Consider the following 12,663-nt stretch of genomic DNA (forward strand, 5'->3'; position numbering starts at 1 on the left):
CCCCCCGCCGGCTCGGGGCACGGCCCCGACCGGCCTCTCCCCCCCTGGCCGGTCGGGGCACCCTTTTATGCTGGTGCCGCGAATCGATTCACGTCGGAGGGGACCCACAGCATGTGGCCGAGGGTGAACGGCATGCGCACCATGGAGCTCGGCACCGAAGGCAGGCTGCGCGACCGGCTGAACGCACTCGTCCTGTCCGGCGAGAAGCGGGCCACCACCGGCCTCCTCCAGGAGTACGTGAACGAAACGGAAGGCCTGGAGTTCGTCGGCGAACGCCTGGCCCTCCTCGACAACTCCGGCCGGCAGCAGGCCACGATCGAAATCACCGCCGTCCGGGTCCTCCCCCTCGACCAGGTCCCCTGGTCGCACGCCCAGGCAGAAGGCGAAGGCGACCCCACCCTCGAAGCCTGGCGCACCGTCCACGAATCCTTCTGGACCAAAATCGGCACCCCCGCCCAACCCGACACCCCGGTCGTCTGCCTGTCCTTCCGCCTGCTGGCGGAGGAGGAGCCGGGGGAGGCGGCGTAACACCCCGGCCGCCGCCGTCCGGTCTGCGTGGCGTGCGATCGAACGAGGCCTATGTGTCGACCTGCTCCGCCGGGACTCGCCAATGCGCGTGGCAGGCGCAGTCCGTGTGACACGGGCAGTCGCAGCGGCGGGCGGGCAGGGCCAGGTCGGCGTAGGAGGTGCGCACCGCGCCGGGCCGACAGTAGCCGTGCTCGCCCAGCCGGCACGCGGGCAGGAGCTCTGTCGTCCCGTCGGCGAAGGCGTGCACCGGGGGCACATCGAGTTTTGAGGCGCATGCGCGGTGGGCGTAGAGGTGCGGCGCGGCGCCTTCGGCACTGGCGGGGTTCGTGCGGATGCACACGTCGGCACCGGGCCGGGGGCAGTAGGTGCACGGTCTGGTGCCGCCCGGTCGGTCTGCCATGCGGGTGGGCACCATGGGTCCGGGTGCGGCGTCCGTTGCCTTCTTCTGCGTGGCTTGCCGGATCATGCCGTCAGAATCCTGTGACGGACCGTGACGGCCCGATATCCGAGCGGTAATCTCACCGTGGGATGCATTCCCATCCCAGCGTGGGACTGGAGGTCGGCAATGGCGGTCGGATACACGCCTGTTGAAGTGCCGGGCTGGGCATGGGAGCGTGCCCAAGTACGCCAAGTCCTGCGCGCTCGGGACGTCGGCGCAGTGTTCCGGTTCGTGCAGCAGTACACCGGCGCCAGTCAGGCCCGGATCGCCACGGCCACCGGCATGACGCAGGGCCGCGTCAACGAGATCATCAACGGGAAGCGGGAAGTGTCCCGGCTCGACGTGTTCGAGCGGATCGCCGACGGCCTGCGCTTGCCAGACGACGCCCGGCACCTCCTCGGCCTGGCCGCCAGCCGTGAACGGCGGGTCGGCGGCGTCGCGTTCGACCTGACGGCCTTCCCCGAGTCGTCCGCGTCTACGCCTCCCAGGCATCCGCGCAGGACGAAATCCAGCAGCAGGCCCGAGCTGCTCAGGAACTGGACATCCTCGCCGTCCGCGGGCTTGGCCTGATCGGCCTGAACGACTCGATGCTCCGGAGCGCGCTGGCTCGGACCGACTCCACAGCGCGCGTCCGGCTGCGGGTGCTGCTGCTCGATCCCGATTCTCCTGCGCTCGCGCTGCGGGCCGCGGAGATCGGGGAGTCGGCCGAGTCCCTGGCCGGCGGGGTACGGCTCGCCGAGGCGCGGCTGAGGGAACTTGCCGGTGCTGCGGACATCGAGGTGTACCGGTACGGGATGCTGCCGACCTGGCGCATCATCCGCACGGACAACACCATGTTCGTCGGCGCCTTCGATGCCGGCTGGGAAGGGCACGAGAGTGCCACGTACAAGGTGATGGAGACGCCGCACGGGCCCCTGTACCGGGGGTTCAGGCGCATGTTCGAGGCGGTCGTCGACGGGGCTGAGCGCACGGTCTGAGCTGGGAAGGGGAAACCGGAGTGATCGAGGCGGAGCTGAAGGCGCGCGTCCACGAGCCGGAGAGCGTGCTGCGAGCGCTGGACGGCCGGGCCGCCGCGCGGGCAGAGGTATATCAGGACACGTACTACGACCGGCCCGACGGCGACCTGGAGAAGGCCGACCAGGAACTGCGGGTCCGCACGGTGCACGGGGCGGACGCGACGCGCACGGTCCTGACGTACAAGGGGGCCGCGGTCGACGCCGAGTCGGGCTCCAAGCCCGAGCACGAGACTGCCGTCGCGGACGCCGAAGCGGTCCACGGCCTGCTGCGCGGCCTCGGCTACGTGCCGGTGATCGCCTTCGAGAAGCGGTGCCGCAACTACGCCTTCGAGGCCCGCGGCCGGCAGATGCTCGCCACCCTCGTCCGCGTCCCCGAACTCGACGGCACCTTCCTCGAACTCGAAACCCCGGCCGCCGAGGACGGCGTCAGCGCCGCCCTGGACGACGTACGGGCCGTTCTCGCCGAACTGGGCATCGCACCTGCGGACTTGACACGGGAGACGTACACGGGCGCCGTCGCGGCCCGCCGTCGGACCTGACCCCCGGGCCTTCGGGACATCAACCAGCCTGAGGTCCAATCCTGCGGAGGAGACGCGGCGGAAGACGCACCACGGCCGAATGGCCCGGCAGACTGCACGTATGCAGCTCCCCGTCGAGGCCGTCGATGCCACCGTCCTGATCGAAGTCGTGCGCATCTCCGGCCTCCCGGCGCGCCGTACCGACCCCTACCCGGGGCGGACCACCGCCCACTGGGCCGGCCCGGACGTCACCGGCGTGCTCCGCCTGATCGAGAGCCTGCCCGGCAGCGAGCAGCACCGCTGCGGCTTCTCCCCGGGCTGGGGCATCCGCGCCTACGACGACTCCCTCACCCTCCCCCTGTACGAAGCCGCCTTCTGCTTCACCTGCCACGAGGCCCGCCTCCACGGCCCCACCATCCCCGCGGTCCTCACCACCCAGTTCTTCCACCCCGACACCCCACCGGGCCAGGCGCTGTTGAGCCGATTCCGGGCGACGGAGGGGTAGCAGGGGTCGCGGAACCGCTTGCGCTACAGCAGGTGTGGTGGGGGAACAACGAGCACAACAGCGATCATCCGCGGTCGACTTCGGGGCAGGAACTGGGTCTCAAACCATCCTCCGGATGGCAGGGTGTGCCTACGAGCGGTGCCAGTTGTGGCGGCCCCCAGCCCGGCAGGGTCGATTCCCAGATTGGCAAGCTCGGTGATCTGGTCGGCGATCGCCTTCACCTCGTCGCGGACCTCTTTGGGATACCCGATCTCGTCCTCGGTGTGGAAGGCGTACTCCCACACCCACACGTCATCGCTCACCAGGGGACCGGGCCCGCGGTACGGAGACCGGCTTCGGCGGCGGCGTCGTGACGGATTCGGGCGATCTCGGCCGTGATCCTGCGCGCCTCCTCGAGGTTGGTCGCCAGTGAGGCCCGGGTTTCGAGAGCATGCAGACGACCCGCCCGCTCGGGGTGCCGGGCGATGGCCACTTCGATGGCCCACGCCTCGGCGAACGCACGCATCGGCACTGCGGAGACCTCGGTGCGGGCGCGCTCGGTGCTCGCTGCCCGGTCCCGGTCGAAATCAGGCAGAAGATGCGGCGCGACCTGGGCCAAGGCGGCTCGGATCGCTTCCGCCTGTACGGGTGGCTGAGGAGTATCGGGAGTTTTGGGGGCGGGGTGGCTCATGCTGCTGTGCTCTTCTCCCGGTCTCGGTGGGCAGCTGCAAGCGTGGACACGTACTGCGCGGACCAGCCGGTGTGGCGGGCAACGGCTGAGGCTCCTCCGCGGCCGCATTCCTCCGCTATCCGACCGGCAGCTGTATTCAACGCGCTGCGAGCAGCCTCCGCAGCTCGAACCGCATGCTCCAGCGCCTTGAGCGCGCGGTCGAGGGTCTCCTTCTGTGATCCACTGAGCAGAGCTTGGGGGGCGCGATTGCGGGCCGGAGCTGTCATGGCGCCAGTCTCCTCCGTCCTTTCCTTAACTTCAACCAGTACTTGAAATCAGTCGTCGTCGTCCCGTCGATCAATCGGGGATGCAGCGTCGGCCTGGCTCCATGCGCTGCGGTCTGACCAGGCCGGATTCGTATGCGTAGATGACCAGCTGGGCGCGGTCGCGGGCGTGGAGTTTGGTCATGGCTCGGTTGATGTGGGTCTTGGCGGTGAGGGGGGTGATGACCATGTGGGCGGCTATCTCGTCGTTCGAGAGGCCGCGGGCCGCCAGGGTGACGGCTTCGCGTTCGCGGGTGGTGAGGTCGTCCCGGATGGCCGGGGGGCGGTCGGCGGGCGGTGGGCCGGAGACGTAGCGGGTGATCAGTCTGCGGGTGATCGACGGGGCGAGGAGGGCGTCGCCGCGGGCGGCGACCCGTACCGCGTGCAGGAAGTCCTCCGGGACGACGTCCTTCACCAGGAAGCCCGCCGCGCCTGCGCGCAGGGCCTGGAAGACGTACTCGTCCAGGCCGTAGTTGGTCAGGATGACCACGTGCACGCCGGCCAGCGCCGGGTCGGCGGCGATCCGCCGGGTCGCCTCGATGCCGTCGGTGACCGGCATCCGGATGTCGACGAGAGCGACGTCCGGCAGGTGGGTGCGGGCCGCCGCCACCCCCTCGTGCCCGTCGGCGGCCTCGGCCACCACCTCGATGTCGTCCTCCAGGTCGAGGAGCGCTCGGAACGCGCTGCGGATGAGTGGCTGGTCGTCGACCAGCAGGACACGGATCACGGCGTGCGCTCCACAGGCTCCACGGGAATGACGGCCCGGACGGCGAATCCGCCCCCGCCGCGCGGCCCGGCCCGCAGCCGGCCCCCGAGCGCGGTGACGCGTTCGCGCATGCCGAGCAGCCCGAGACCGGGCGCGGGCGCGGTGCCGGGCGCGGCCGTGCCGTCGTCCTCCACGCAGACCACCAGCGCGTCCGCCCCGCAGTCGACGCGGACCGTCGCGTGCTCGGCATCCGCGTGCCGGGCCGCGTTCGTCAGCGACTCCTGCACGATCCGGTACACGGTCCGCTCCACCGCCACCGGCAGGTCCCGGTGCACCCCGCCGACCGTCAGCGACGCATCCAGCCCCAACGTCCGCGCCCGCGCCACGAGTTCGGGTACGTCGTCCAGCCCGCGCGGCGGCGCCGTGTCGTCGTCGCGCAGCGCCTCCAGCGTGGCCCGCAGCTCCCGGCTCGCCTCCCGCCCGGCCTCCTGGATCGCCAGCAGTGCCGCCGGCACCTCCTCGCCGCGCTTGCGGGCCACGTGCACGGCCACGTCCGCCTGCACTTTGACCACCGAGATCTGATGGGTGAGCGAATCGTGCAACTCCCGCGCGATCCGCAGCCGTTCCTCGTCCGCACGGCGCCGCGCGGTCTCCTCGCGGGTGCGTTCCGCCTCGTCCGCCCGCCGCTCGGCCTGCCGCAGCGCCTCACCGGCGGCGCCGGCCGCCACCAGCCAGGCGATCTCCAGCGAGCCACGGGACTGCGCGAGCGCCTCGCGCAGTCCGTCGAGGCCCGAGGCCAGGGCGGCGAGCGGGAGCACGGCCAGCATGACCAGGCTCGCGACGGCGGTGAGCGTACGGTGTCCCGCCCGTACGGCCGCGTAGACGGCGAACAGGTACGCCACCACGGGAACGTCGAAGCCCGCCGCCTGGTACCCCACCGCGGACACCCCGGTGACGGCCAGTACCGCCACCGGCGCCCGGCGCCGCAACCCCAGCGCCAGCCCGCCGGCCGCCAACAGCGCATACCCCACCAACCAGCCGTAACCTTCCGGCCGTTGACCGGAAGACGCGGCGGTGGCCAGCAGTGCCGCCGTCACCCCGACGGCCACTGCGGCATCGACCGCCCGGGCCCGTACCGCGGACTCACCAGCACTCATGCGCGCACCCTAATCGGCAGCGCCCCGGCCGCGAGTCCCCCTCGTGGACGAGGGCCCGGCTACCGCAGCCGCAGTAGAAACGGGCCCGCTACGGCAGGCGCGGCAGCACGAAGTGTCTGCGGTCGCCGGACGACCGGCGGGCGGTACGGCGGCCATGCTCGGACCACACCCGATCGACGCACCATCCATGGAAAAGGAGCCGTGCCGATGTCCGCACGTCACCTGCTCGCCGTCCCGGCCGCCGCCCTGCTCGCCGTCGCCGGATCCGCCGCACCGGCGGCCGCGGATGCCCCCGCGTACGCCGCCGCCGTCACCGACTTCGGCCTCGGCCGGCTCGGCGCCAGTGCCGGTGCGCTGCTGGCGCTGGCCGGACTGGTCGTCGCGGGCCTGGTCCTGGCCCGCCCGGCCGGCCGCTTCGGGGCCCGCGCCGCCGCCATGTCCCGCGCGGCTCTCGCCGCCGGCCTGACCGGTACCACCCTCGGCATCCTGGTCGCGTCCACCGCCGCCGGCGGCCTCGGCACGGGCAACGGCCTGGGCGGCGCGTACGTCGCCATCCTCGTGGGTGTCCTCTGCGCGGCCCTCGCCGCCCGGGGCCTGTACCGGGCCCGCCGCAACGGGTGACGGGGGGACGTGCGTCGGGCAGCGCCACGTCCGCCGCGTACGCCTCCGTCGGTCGTCCCTTACCGCTGCTGCCGTCCCCGCGTCACCGCGGACACCGCCGTGCAGACCGCCGACGTCGCGGCCAGCGTCCCGACCAGCACCATGCCGGCGCCGAGGGCGAACAGGCCGCTGGCGTCGTCCGACCAGTCGAAGGCGGCGGCCACCGTCAGGCCCCCCGTGGTGCCGGCGACGGCGGCCCGGCCGTGGTCGCGGTAGGCCGCCCAGCACACCGGCAGCACGAGCGTCACCGCCAGCCCGATCACCTGCCACGGCTGGTACGGGCCGCTGACCGAGCCGTCGGGGTGCACGTCACGGTGCTGGTCCCAGCCCAGCCAGCCGGCCCACGCGGCGACCGCTGCGACGAACAGCAGCAGGGTGGGGACGAGCGGCAGCCGGCCGGCCGGGTTCGGGAGCGGGTTCTGCTGCGGGTTCGCGTTCGGGTTCTGGCTCATGGGGCAAGCCTCTCTCCCCGCCGCGCCGCAGGTCAGTGTGCAGGTACTCACCTTCCGGTGAGTAGCCGGACCCGGCCGCCGTGGCAGGTCAGGCGGGGACCGGCGCCTGCGCCGACTGCGGCGGGATCTCGGCCGGGGCGCCGGTGCCCGTGCCCGCCGCGATGTTGATGCCCCCGCGGCGCTGCCGGGCGGACGGGCGGCGGGTCGGCTCGGGCGCACCGAGCGCGGTGAGTTCGGCGGCGGACCAGCCGGCCTTCTCGGCGGCCGCATACGCCTTGCCGTAGCCCACCTCCGTATCGGCGAGCATGCTCTCCAACTGCTTGCGTTCGGCAAGGATCTCCGCGAGCGGCTGCAGCGCGGTCTGGCGGGCGGCCTGGAGTTCCTGGGCCTTCTTGAGGATGTCGTGTACGTCCATGCCGGGCATGATCCCGGCGCGGCGGGTGTTCCCGGGGGACCGACACTCGCGGATTGGAGCGGGGCAACAGGCGTCCGCCCCTCGGGGATCACGCGTCGGTGGCGGGCGGTTCGTTCGCGTACCTCCGCAGCAGGCTCGGCAGCCGGCAGTCGTTTCCCGGCTCCTCGTGGAACGTGGTGCCCGGGAGGGCCGCCAGCAGTTCCGGCAGGACGCCCACGACCGCGGCCCGCTCGACGAGTTCGCGGGGTACGAAGGCGTCCGATTTGCCGCAGTGGAGCACGTGGAGAAGGTGGAGCACGGACTGTGGGGCGCCGGCCGTCAGCAGGCGATCCGCCAGGTCCCGGCCGTGGTTGAGCCGCAGCCCGAGGAACGCGTTGCGGAACTCGTCGGCTCCGCCGGGGAGCCGTGCGGCCAGTACGACGACCACGGCGAGGACCGCGTCGGCCAGCGAGCCGTGTCCCCGTTCGGCCAGTCGCCGTGAGAGCCCGAACAGCCGGCGCGGCCGGAAGTCGCGCCGGCCGGCTTCGTGCACGGCCTGCTCCGTCGCCGGTGCATCGCACACGAACTCCAGCAGCGCAGCCAGCTGCGCGGACGGCGAGTACCGCACCGCCTCGGCGAGCAGGGCATCGCCCCGCCCGCCGGCCGAAGCCGTCCGCCACGCCGTGTGCAGGACCGCAATGTCCTGCGGGGTGCGGGCCCTGACCACCTCCGCCAGCAAGACCGGATCCAGTGTGTCCTCCCGCCTGAGCGATGGCAGCCATCTGCCCAGGTCGGCCACGGTGTCCAACGACCGGTACTCGCACACCAGGCTCACCAGCCATTCCGCGCGGTGCCGCGACTCCATGTTGATGAGCCACAGCAGGATCCGGATCAGCTCCTCGGCCGGCCGCTCCCACGCCGCCGCATCCAGCGCCCGGGTCACCTCGCGCAGTTCGCCGGCCACCAAGTGCCGGGACAGCGCGTTCAGCAGCTCCGCCACCGGCAACGGAGGCTCCGGAGCCTCCTCGGTGCCCCGCTCGCCCATCGCGCGCAGCGCCCCCAGCTCCTCCTCCAGCGCCAGGACCCGCTCCTCAAGCCCCCGGCACCGGTCCTCGGAGTCGGTCTTCAGGGCCGTCACGTCCGCCAGGTCGGCGCGTAACCGGGCGAGTTCCGCTTCGAGGGCCTCGCGGCCGGTGCGGTGACCGGTGGCGGCGGCCAGCAGCTCCAGTTCCCGGCGGCGGGCGGCGACCTGGTCCTTCGCCCAGTCCGAACCCAGCCGCTGCCGTTCGGCGTACGAGTCCGCCAGCTCGGATTCCAGCCGGTCCATCCGGTCGTGCAGGGCTTGCTGCTCGCGGCCCAGCCGCGCGATCGTGCGCCGCGCGTGGGCGACTTCCTGCCGCGCCACCTCCAGCTCGTACTCGGCCGGATCGGTGGCCCGTACGGCGGCCAGCCGCTGGTCCCGGACCCGCGCCTTGGCCGCCTCCTGGAGCGGTGCGCCCAGCTTGGCTTCCACTTCCAGGATCAGGCGCTCGACGAAGTCCCGGCTGGCCACCCGTCGCCCGCCGAGGAACCGGGACACCACCGAGTAGTGCTGCTGCACTCGCGCCGCATAGCCCCGCTGGGAGACGCCGAGCGTGTTGAACAGCTGCGACAACGTGTTGCCGAGCTCCGCAACCTCCGCCACCTCCCCCTGTTCCACCGCCGACGAACCCCCGGTCGACCGCGTCAGATCCGTCATGAGCCCCTCCACCCGACCGGTGCACCGCATCGGCAACGGTGCGAGCTTTCGCAACGTATCCCGACTTCCCCACCCTGGGCCCGTGAATCCGCCCCAGAGTGAGGAACCCCCGCACATGAACTGCCCGTGGCTGCCCGGTCCGGCACGCACCGACGGACCGGGCCGGACGTTCGTCATCACGCTCGCCCGCGGGCCGGTGCTCCTCGTGCACCCGCACGCCTGCGTCGGCGGCCGTGTCCGGGACGTGCCGACCGGCGGGGATCTTGGCCGGGTAGTGTCGGAACGTATCGTCAATGTGAAGGAGCAGTTGTCATGGGTGTGACCAGGGACGTCATCACGGCCGGAGACGGGCAGAACTTCCCCAAGCCCGGTGACTCGATCACCATGCACTACACCGGCACGCTGGAGGACGGCACGAAGTTCGACTCCAGCCGCGACCGGAACCAGCCGTTCGTCTGCAACATCGGTATCGGCCAGCTCATCAAGGGCTGGGACGAGGCCGTCCCGCAGATGTCCGTGGGCGAGCGCGCCACGCTGACCATCTCCGCGGACTACGGTTACGGCTCCCGCGGCGTCCCCGGCGTCATCCCGCCGAACGCCACGCTCATCTTCGACGTGGAGCTGCTCGGCATCAACTGACCGGCCGGTGCGCTCCAGGGAGGCTGCCCTCGTGTCCCGTACGCCCAAAGAGATCTTCGAGCACCACGTCCACGCCGGTGCCGTGAGCCGGAACGCCGATGCCGTGGCCGACGGCTTCACCGAGGACGGCGTCCTGGAGGCGCCGCTCGTACCCGCCGATGCCGGCTTCCCCCGGCGGATGGCCGGACGCGAGGAGATCCGCAACGGCCTGGCGGCGTACTACGCGAGCCAGGGGCCGGACGGACGCGTCCCGAACTTCCGGAAGTCCGGGTACGTGCTCCACACCACCGCCGATCCGGACGTCTTCATCGCCGAGATCGACACGGTCTTCGACGGAGACCCGGACGGGGACGGCGAGGACGAGGTGGCCTCCCTGGTGCAGATCTTCCGCATCCGGGACGGGAAGATCGCCCGGCTGCGCGACTACTTCGCGCCGGGACTGGTGGAATAGATCTCCCATACCGAGACGGGTCTGTCCAGCATGCGGCCACCTGCTTGCTGGACGGGCCCTCGGTGGCGCAGTATCCCTACCATTCCGATGGGAAAGATGGGGATTGATGCCATGCAGATGACGCTCGCGCCGATACCGGCATCGGCTGCCATCGACGAACCGTCCGCCGGTCCCGGGCGCCATGCCCTCCTGCGCACCGCCCGCGACGTCGCGGAGGACCTCGCCGCCGACGCCATCGCCCGCGACCAGGCCGGCAAACCGCCCGCCGACGAGGTCGCCCGGCTGCGCGACGCCGGCCTCCCGGCGGCCCTCGCCCCGCCCGGCCCCGGCCGCGGCACCGACTGGCGCACCGGCTGCGCCGTCGTACGCGAGATCGCCGTCGCGGACAGCTCCGTCGGCGAGCTGCTCGCCCGGCACTACGTCCACACCTGGGCCGGACGCTTCTACGCGGACGGCGACCAGGAACGGGGCCAGGAACGGGACCAGGAGCAGGAGCAGGAGCGGGGCCAGGGCCACGACCGGGCGGAGGCCCTCGAGGCGGAGGCCGCCCGCGAACAGTGGCTGTGGACCGGCGCCGTCCACGGCCCCGCACCGCACGGACCGCACGACGGCGCGGCCGTCGGACCCGACCTGACGCTCCGGCCGCGCCGCAGCGGCTACGTCCTGCACGGCCGGCGGGCCCTGGACACCGCCGTGCCCCTCGCCGACCAGCTGGCGGTGGACGCCGTCTGTACCGTCACCGGCGACATCCTGGTCGTACGCATCCCCGCCGGCGAGCGGGGTGTGACCCTCGAACCCGCCCACGACCGCTTCGGCCAGCGCGTGGCCGGCGCCGGAACCGTCCACTTCGACCGTGTCACCGTCCCCGCCGACCGGGTCCTCGGCCTCAGGCCGCACGACGAGGAGTCGGCCGCGCCACGCACCTCCCTCGCCGGGCCCGCCCTCCGGCTCGCCCTGTGCCACGTCGGCCTCGGCATCGCCGAAGGCGCCCTCACCGAGGCCCGCGACCTCAGCCGCGGCGCCCGCGCGCACCGCCTGCCCGGCGAGGACCCCGACCTGTTCCTGACCTACGGCGAGCTCGCCACCGCCGCCCAGACCGCCGTCGCCGTCGTCGACCGTGCGACGGACGTGCTGGCCCGGGCCCTCGACGCGGGGGTGCACCTCGACGCCGACGAGGCCGCTGCCGTCGCCGCTCTCGTCGCCACCGCCGAGACGGTCACCTCGAAGGCCGCGCTCCACATCACCGCCCGGGTACTGGAACTCGCCGACGCCCCCGGACTGGACCGCTTCTGGCGCAACGCCCGTGCCCTGACCGCCCACGGCCGCCCCGCGCACCGGCTGCGCGCGATCGGGGAGCACTACCTGAACGGCCCGCACGCCGAACCGGCGGCCGCCCTGCGGTAGCGCCGACCGCCCCGGACGGCAGCCGCAGCCGTACGGGATAATGCCTGCATGCGGATCTCAGCCAGGGCGGACTACGCGGTACGTGCCGCACTGCAACTCGCCGCGTCCCAGGAGGACGGCCCGGTCAAGGCCGAAGCCATCGCCACGGCCCAGGACATCCCGCACAAGTTCCTGGAGGGCATCCTCAACGACATGCGCCGCGGCGGCCTCGTCGCCAGCCAGCGCGGAGTCAACGGCGGCTACCGGCTGGCCCGGCCCGCGGCGGACATCAGCATCGCCGACGTCATACGCGTCGTCGACGGCCCGCTCGTGTCCGTCCGCGGAGTCCGGCCCCCGGACCTGTCCTACACCGGCCCGGCGGAAGCACTGCTCCCGTTGTGGATCGCCCTGCGCTCCAACGTGCGGGAGATCCTCGACGGTGTCTCTTTGGCCGACGTCGCCACGTCCCGCCTCCCGGCCGACGTGTCCGCGCTGACCCACACCCCGGACGCATGGGTCAATCCCTGACCTGCCGGCTGATCCGCATCTTCTGACCTGCGGTTTCTCGGATGATGAGCACCATCCTTCCAACATCCGGACACCCTCTTGGGGGTCCGCCGTTCCTCTGCCAGTATTCCTATCAGCCAGGTGGGAAAACTAGGGATCGCAAGATCACATGGACGAGAGGCGGGAGGCGACCGTGCAGGCAGTGCAGCACTCGGCCCGTCGACTGCCCGTCCTGACGTGCCGTCGCCACATCGACCTCGTCCGCACGTCCAGTGCCACCTGTCAGCCGGCCTGACCCTCCCCGCCGCGCCGGACAACGGGACTGCACCTCGTCCGTGCACCCGCGCCCCGAGGGGCCCGCTCCCGATCACGTCTGCGCTCTGCACACCCGTACCGCCGATGCCTGCGCCCGGCCAGGACGCGCCCCACAGGGCTGCGCCCGCCCGCGCCCGCCCGCGCCGATCGGGCTCCTGCCGCCGTACCCGCTCTCCTTACATCCAGCTCACCCTTCCCGAAAGGACACCTCCGTGTCTGCCGTCAGACCGCTCACCACCCTGCGTACCGTCGCCGCCATCGCGGCACTTCCCCTCCTGCTCAG

Annotated in this window: 20 protein-coding genes; 12 read left to right on the forward strand and 8 right to left on the reverse strand. The window is 72.4% G+C overall.

What is annotated here, in order from left to right; translation table 11 throughout:
• Positions 1 to 132 precede the first annotated feature (132 nt).
• Positions 133 to 528 carry an ASCH domain-containing protein gene (locus LG634_RS32835; RefSeq protein ID WP_226739359.1) on the forward strand — a complete coding sequence of 132 codons (396 nt, stop codon included), beginning with the start codon at positions 133 to 135 and terminating at the stop codon, positions 526 to 528.
• A gap of 49 nt (positions 529 to 577) precedes the next feature.
• Here LG634_RS32835 and LG634_RS32840 read toward each other — a convergent pair whose 3' ends face one another.
• Positions 578 to 928: a hypothetical protein gene (locus LG634_RS32840; RefSeq protein WP_226739361.1), complete on the reverse strand. Its 351-nt coding sequence runs from the start codon at positions 926 to 928 to the stop codon at positions 578 to 580.
• Positions 929 to 1,093: 165 nt separating this feature from the next.
• Here LG634_RS32840 and LG634_RS32845 point away from each other — a divergent pair, with 165 nt between their 5' ends.
• The 4 genes from LG634_RS32845 (at position 1,094) to LG634_RS32860 (ending at position 3,006) form a co-directional block, all read left to right on the forward strand.
• Positions 1,094 to 1,537, forward strand: coding sequence for a helix-turn-helix domain-containing protein (locus LG634_RS32845; RefSeq protein WP_226739363.1), 444 nt, complete (start codon positions 1,094 to 1,096; stop codon positions 1,535 to 1,537).
• A gap of 17 nt (positions 1,538 to 1,554) precedes the next feature.
• Positions 1,555 to 1,944 (forward strand): hypothetical protein, encoded by a 390-nt coding sequence (locus LG634_RS32850; RefSeq protein ID WP_226739365.1) that lies wholly within the window; start codon positions 1,555 to 1,557, stop codon positions 1,942 to 1,944.
• A 20-nt stretch (positions 1,945 to 1,964) separates the two neighbouring features.
• Positions 1,965 to 2,522, forward strand: a complete 558-nt coding sequence (gene cyaB / locus LG634_RS32855; RefSeq protein WP_226739367.1) for a class IV adenylate cyclase — start codon at positions 1,965 to 1,967, stop codon at positions 2,520 to 2,522.
• Between the two features lie 100 nt (positions 2,523 to 2,622).
• Positions 2,623 to 3,006 carry a hypothetical protein gene (locus LG634_RS32860; RefSeq protein WP_226739369.1) on the forward strand — a complete coding sequence of 128 codons (384 nt, stop codon included), beginning with the start codon at positions 2,623 to 2,625 and terminating at the stop codon, positions 3,004 to 3,006.
• A gap of 23 nt (positions 3,007 to 3,029) precedes the next feature.
• Here LG634_RS32860 and LG634_RS32865 read toward each other — a convergent pair whose 3' ends face one another.
• From LG634_RS32865 to LG634_RS32880, 4 genes are all read right to left on the reverse strand, one after another.
• The gene (locus LG634_RS32865; RefSeq protein ID WP_226739371.1) at positions 3,030 to 3,308 is read right to left on the reverse strand and encodes a hypothetical protein; all 279 of its coding nucleotides are present in this window, start codon (positions 3,306 to 3,308) and stop codon (positions 3,030 to 3,032) included.
• On the reverse strand, positions 3,305 to 3,676 hold the full coding sequence (locus LG634_RS32870; RefSeq protein ID WP_226739373.1) for a hypothetical protein: 372 nt from the start codon (positions 3,674 to 3,676) through the stop codon (positions 3,305 to 3,307). The genes LG634_RS32865 and LG634_RS32870 overlap by 4 nt, the downstream gene beginning before the upstream one ends.
• 336 nt (positions 3,677 to 4,012) lie before the next feature.
• On the reverse strand, positions 4,013 to 4,705 hold the full coding sequence (locus LG634_RS32875) for a response regulator transcription factor (protein ID WP_226739375.1): 693 nt from the start codon (positions 4,703 to 4,705) through the stop codon (positions 4,013 to 4,015).
• Positions 4,702 to 5,841 carry a sensor histidine kinase gene (locus tag LG634_RS32880; protein ID WP_226739376.1) on the reverse strand — a complete coding sequence of 380 codons (1,140 nt, stop codon included), beginning with the start codon at positions 5,839 to 5,841 and terminating at the stop codon, positions 4,702 to 4,704. Before LG634_RS32880 ends, LG634_RS32875 begins: the two co-directional genes overlap by 4 nt.
• 207 nt (positions 5,842 to 6,048) lie before the next feature.
• Here LG634_RS32880 and LG634_RS32885 point away from each other — a divergent pair, with 207 nt between their 5' ends.
• On the forward strand, positions 6,049 to 6,462 hold the full coding sequence (locus LG634_RS32885; protein ID WP_226739378.1) for a DUF6223 family protein: 414 nt from the start codon (positions 6,049 to 6,051) through the stop codon (positions 6,460 to 6,462).
• 59 nt (positions 6,463 to 6,521) lie between these two features.
• Here the strand turns inward: LG634_RS32885 and LG634_RS32890 are convergent, their stop codons facing one another.
• From LG634_RS32890 to LG634_RS32900, 3 genes are all read right to left on the reverse strand, one after another.
• Positions 6,522 to 6,953 carry an LCP family protein gene (locus LG634_RS32890; RefSeq protein ID WP_226739380.1) on the reverse strand — a complete coding sequence of 144 codons (432 nt, stop codon included), beginning with the start codon at positions 6,951 to 6,953 and terminating at the stop codon, positions 6,522 to 6,524.
• Between the two features lie 88 nt (positions 6,954 to 7,041).
• Positions 7,042 to 7,368, reverse strand: coding sequence for a hypothetical protein (locus LG634_RS32895; RefSeq protein ID WP_226739382.1), 327 nt, complete (start codon positions 7,366 to 7,368; stop codon positions 7,042 to 7,044).
• Between the two features lie 88 nt (positions 7,369 to 7,456).
• Positions 7,457 to 9,085 carry a coiled-coil domain-containing protein gene (locus tag LG634_RS32900; protein WP_226739384.1) on the reverse strand — a complete coding sequence of 543 codons (1,629 nt, stop codon included), beginning with the start codon at positions 9,083 to 9,085 and terminating at the stop codon, positions 7,457 to 7,459.
• Positions 9,086 to 9,200: 115 nt separating this feature from the next.
• Between LG634_RS32900 and LG634_RS32905 the strand changes: the two genes are divergently transcribed.
• The 6 genes from LG634_RS32905 (at position 9,201) to LG634_RS38525 (ending at position 12,360) form a co-directional block, all read left to right on the forward strand.
• Entirely contained in the window at positions 9,201 to 9,407 is a 207-nt protein-coding gene (locus LG634_RS32905) for a hypothetical protein (RefSeq protein ID WP_226739386.1), read from the forward strand.
• Positions 9,398 to 9,724 carry an FKBP-type peptidyl-prolyl cis-trans isomerase gene (locus LG634_RS32910; RefSeq protein WP_226739388.1) on the forward strand — a complete coding sequence of 109 codons (327 nt, stop codon included), beginning with the start codon at positions 9,398 to 9,400 and terminating at the stop codon, positions 9,722 to 9,724. The genes LG634_RS32905 and LG634_RS32910 overlap by 10 nt, the downstream gene beginning before the upstream one ends.
• 31 nt (positions 9,725 to 9,755) lie before the next feature.
• Complete coding sequence (locus tag LG634_RS32915; RefSeq protein WP_226739390.1) at positions 9,756 to 10,175, forward strand: nuclear transport factor 2 family protein; 420 nt, start codon at positions 9,756 to 9,758, stop codon at positions 10,173 to 10,175.
• Between the two features lie 96 nt (positions 10,176 to 10,271).
• Complete coding sequence (locus LG634_RS38070; RefSeq protein ID WP_264203898.1) at positions 10,272 to 11,579, forward strand: acyl-CoA dehydrogenase family protein; 1,308 nt, start codon at positions 10,272 to 10,274, stop codon at positions 11,577 to 11,579.
• A 48-nt stretch (positions 11,580 to 11,627) separates the two neighbouring features.
• A complete protein-coding gene (locus LG634_RS32930; RefSeq protein ID WP_226739392.1) occupies positions 11,628 to 12,086 on the forward strand; it encodes an RrF2 family transcriptional regulator in 459 nt (152 codons plus the stop codon).
• 148 nt (positions 12,087 to 12,234) lie between these two features.
• Positions 12,235 to 12,360 (forward strand): putative leader peptide, encoded by a 126-nt coding sequence (locus LG634_RS38525; RefSeq protein ID WP_372482538.1) that lies wholly within the window; start codon positions 12,235 to 12,237, stop codon positions 12,358 to 12,360.
• The last annotated feature ends 303 nt before the right edge of the window (positions 12,361 to 12,663 follow it).

The sequence above is a fragment of the Streptomyces bambusae genome (assembly GCF_020532645.1).
GTDB lineage: Bacteria > Actinomycetota > Actinomycetes > Streptomycetales > Streptomycetaceae > Streptomyces > Streptomyces bambusae.

What these genes read in the sequence shown, in the direction of transcription:
- LG634_RS32880 (WP_226739376.1), bottom strand. Translation starts at nt 5,841, where the DNA reads ATGAGTGCTGGTGAGTCCGCGGTACGGGCCCGGGCGGTCGATGCCGCA.
- LG634_RS32885 (WP_226739378.1), top strand. Translation starts at nt 6,049, where the DNA reads ATGTCCGCACGTCACCTGCTCGCCGTCCCGGCCGCCGCCCTGCTCGCC.
- LG634_RS32835 (WP_226739359.1), top strand. Translation starts at nt 133, where the DNA reads ATGCGCACCATGGAGCTCGGCACCGAAGGCAGGCTGCGCGACCGGCTG.
- LG634_RS32840 (WP_226739361.1), bottom strand. Translation starts at nt 928, where the DNA reads ATGGCAGACCGACCGGGCGGCACCAGACCGTGCACCTACTGCCCCCGG.
- LG634_RS32870 (WP_226739373.1), bottom strand. Translation starts at nt 3,676, where the DNA reads ATGAGCCACCCCGCCCCCAAAACTCCCGATACTCCTCAGCCACCCGTA.
- LG634_RS38070 (WP_264203898.1), top strand. Translation starts at nt 10,272, where the DNA reads ATGGGGATTGATGCCATGCAGATGACGCTCGCGCCGATACCGGCATCG.
- LG634_RS32860 (WP_226739369.1), top strand. Translation starts at nt 2,623, where the DNA reads ATGCAGCTCCCCGTCGAGGCCGTCGATGCCACCGTCCTGATCGAAGTC.
- LG634_RS32910 (WP_226739388.1), top strand. Translation starts at nt 9,398, where the DNA reads ATGGGTGTGACCAGGGACGTCATCACGGCCGGAGACGGGCAGAACTTC.
- LG634_RS32845 (WP_226739363.1), top strand. Translation starts at nt 1,094, where the DNA reads ATGGCGGTCGGATACACGCCTGTTGAAGTGCCGGGCTGGGCATGGGAG.
- LG634_RS38525 (WP_372482538.1), top strand. Translation starts at nt 12,235, where the DNA reads ATGGACGAGAGGCGGGAGGCGACCGTGCAGGCAGTGCAGCACTCGGCC.
- LG634_RS32895 (WP_226739382.1), bottom strand. Translation starts at nt 7,368, where the DNA reads ATGGACGTACACGACATCCTCAAGAAGGCCCAGGAACTCCAGGCCGCC.
- LG634_RS32890 (WP_226739380.1), bottom strand. Translation starts at nt 6,953, where the DNA reads ATGAGCCAGAACCCGAACGCGAACCCGCAGCAGAACCCGCTCCCGAAC.
- LG634_RS32905 (WP_226739386.1), top strand. Translation starts at nt 9,201, where the DNA reads ATGAACTGCCCGTGGCTGCCCGGTCCGGCACGCACCGACGGACCGGGC.
- LG634_RS32850 (WP_226739365.1), top strand. Translation starts at nt 1,555, where the DNA reads ATGCTCCGGAGCGCGCTGGCTCGGACCGACTCCACAGCGCGCGTCCGG.
- LG634_RS32930 (WP_226739392.1), top strand. Translation starts at nt 11,628, where the DNA reads ATGCGGATCTCAGCCAGGGCGGACTACGCGGTACGTGCCGCACTGCAA.
- LG634_RS32900 (WP_226739384.1), bottom strand. Translation starts at nt 9,085, where the DNA reads ATGACGGATCTGACGCGGTCGACCGGGGGTTCGTCGGCGGTGGAACAG.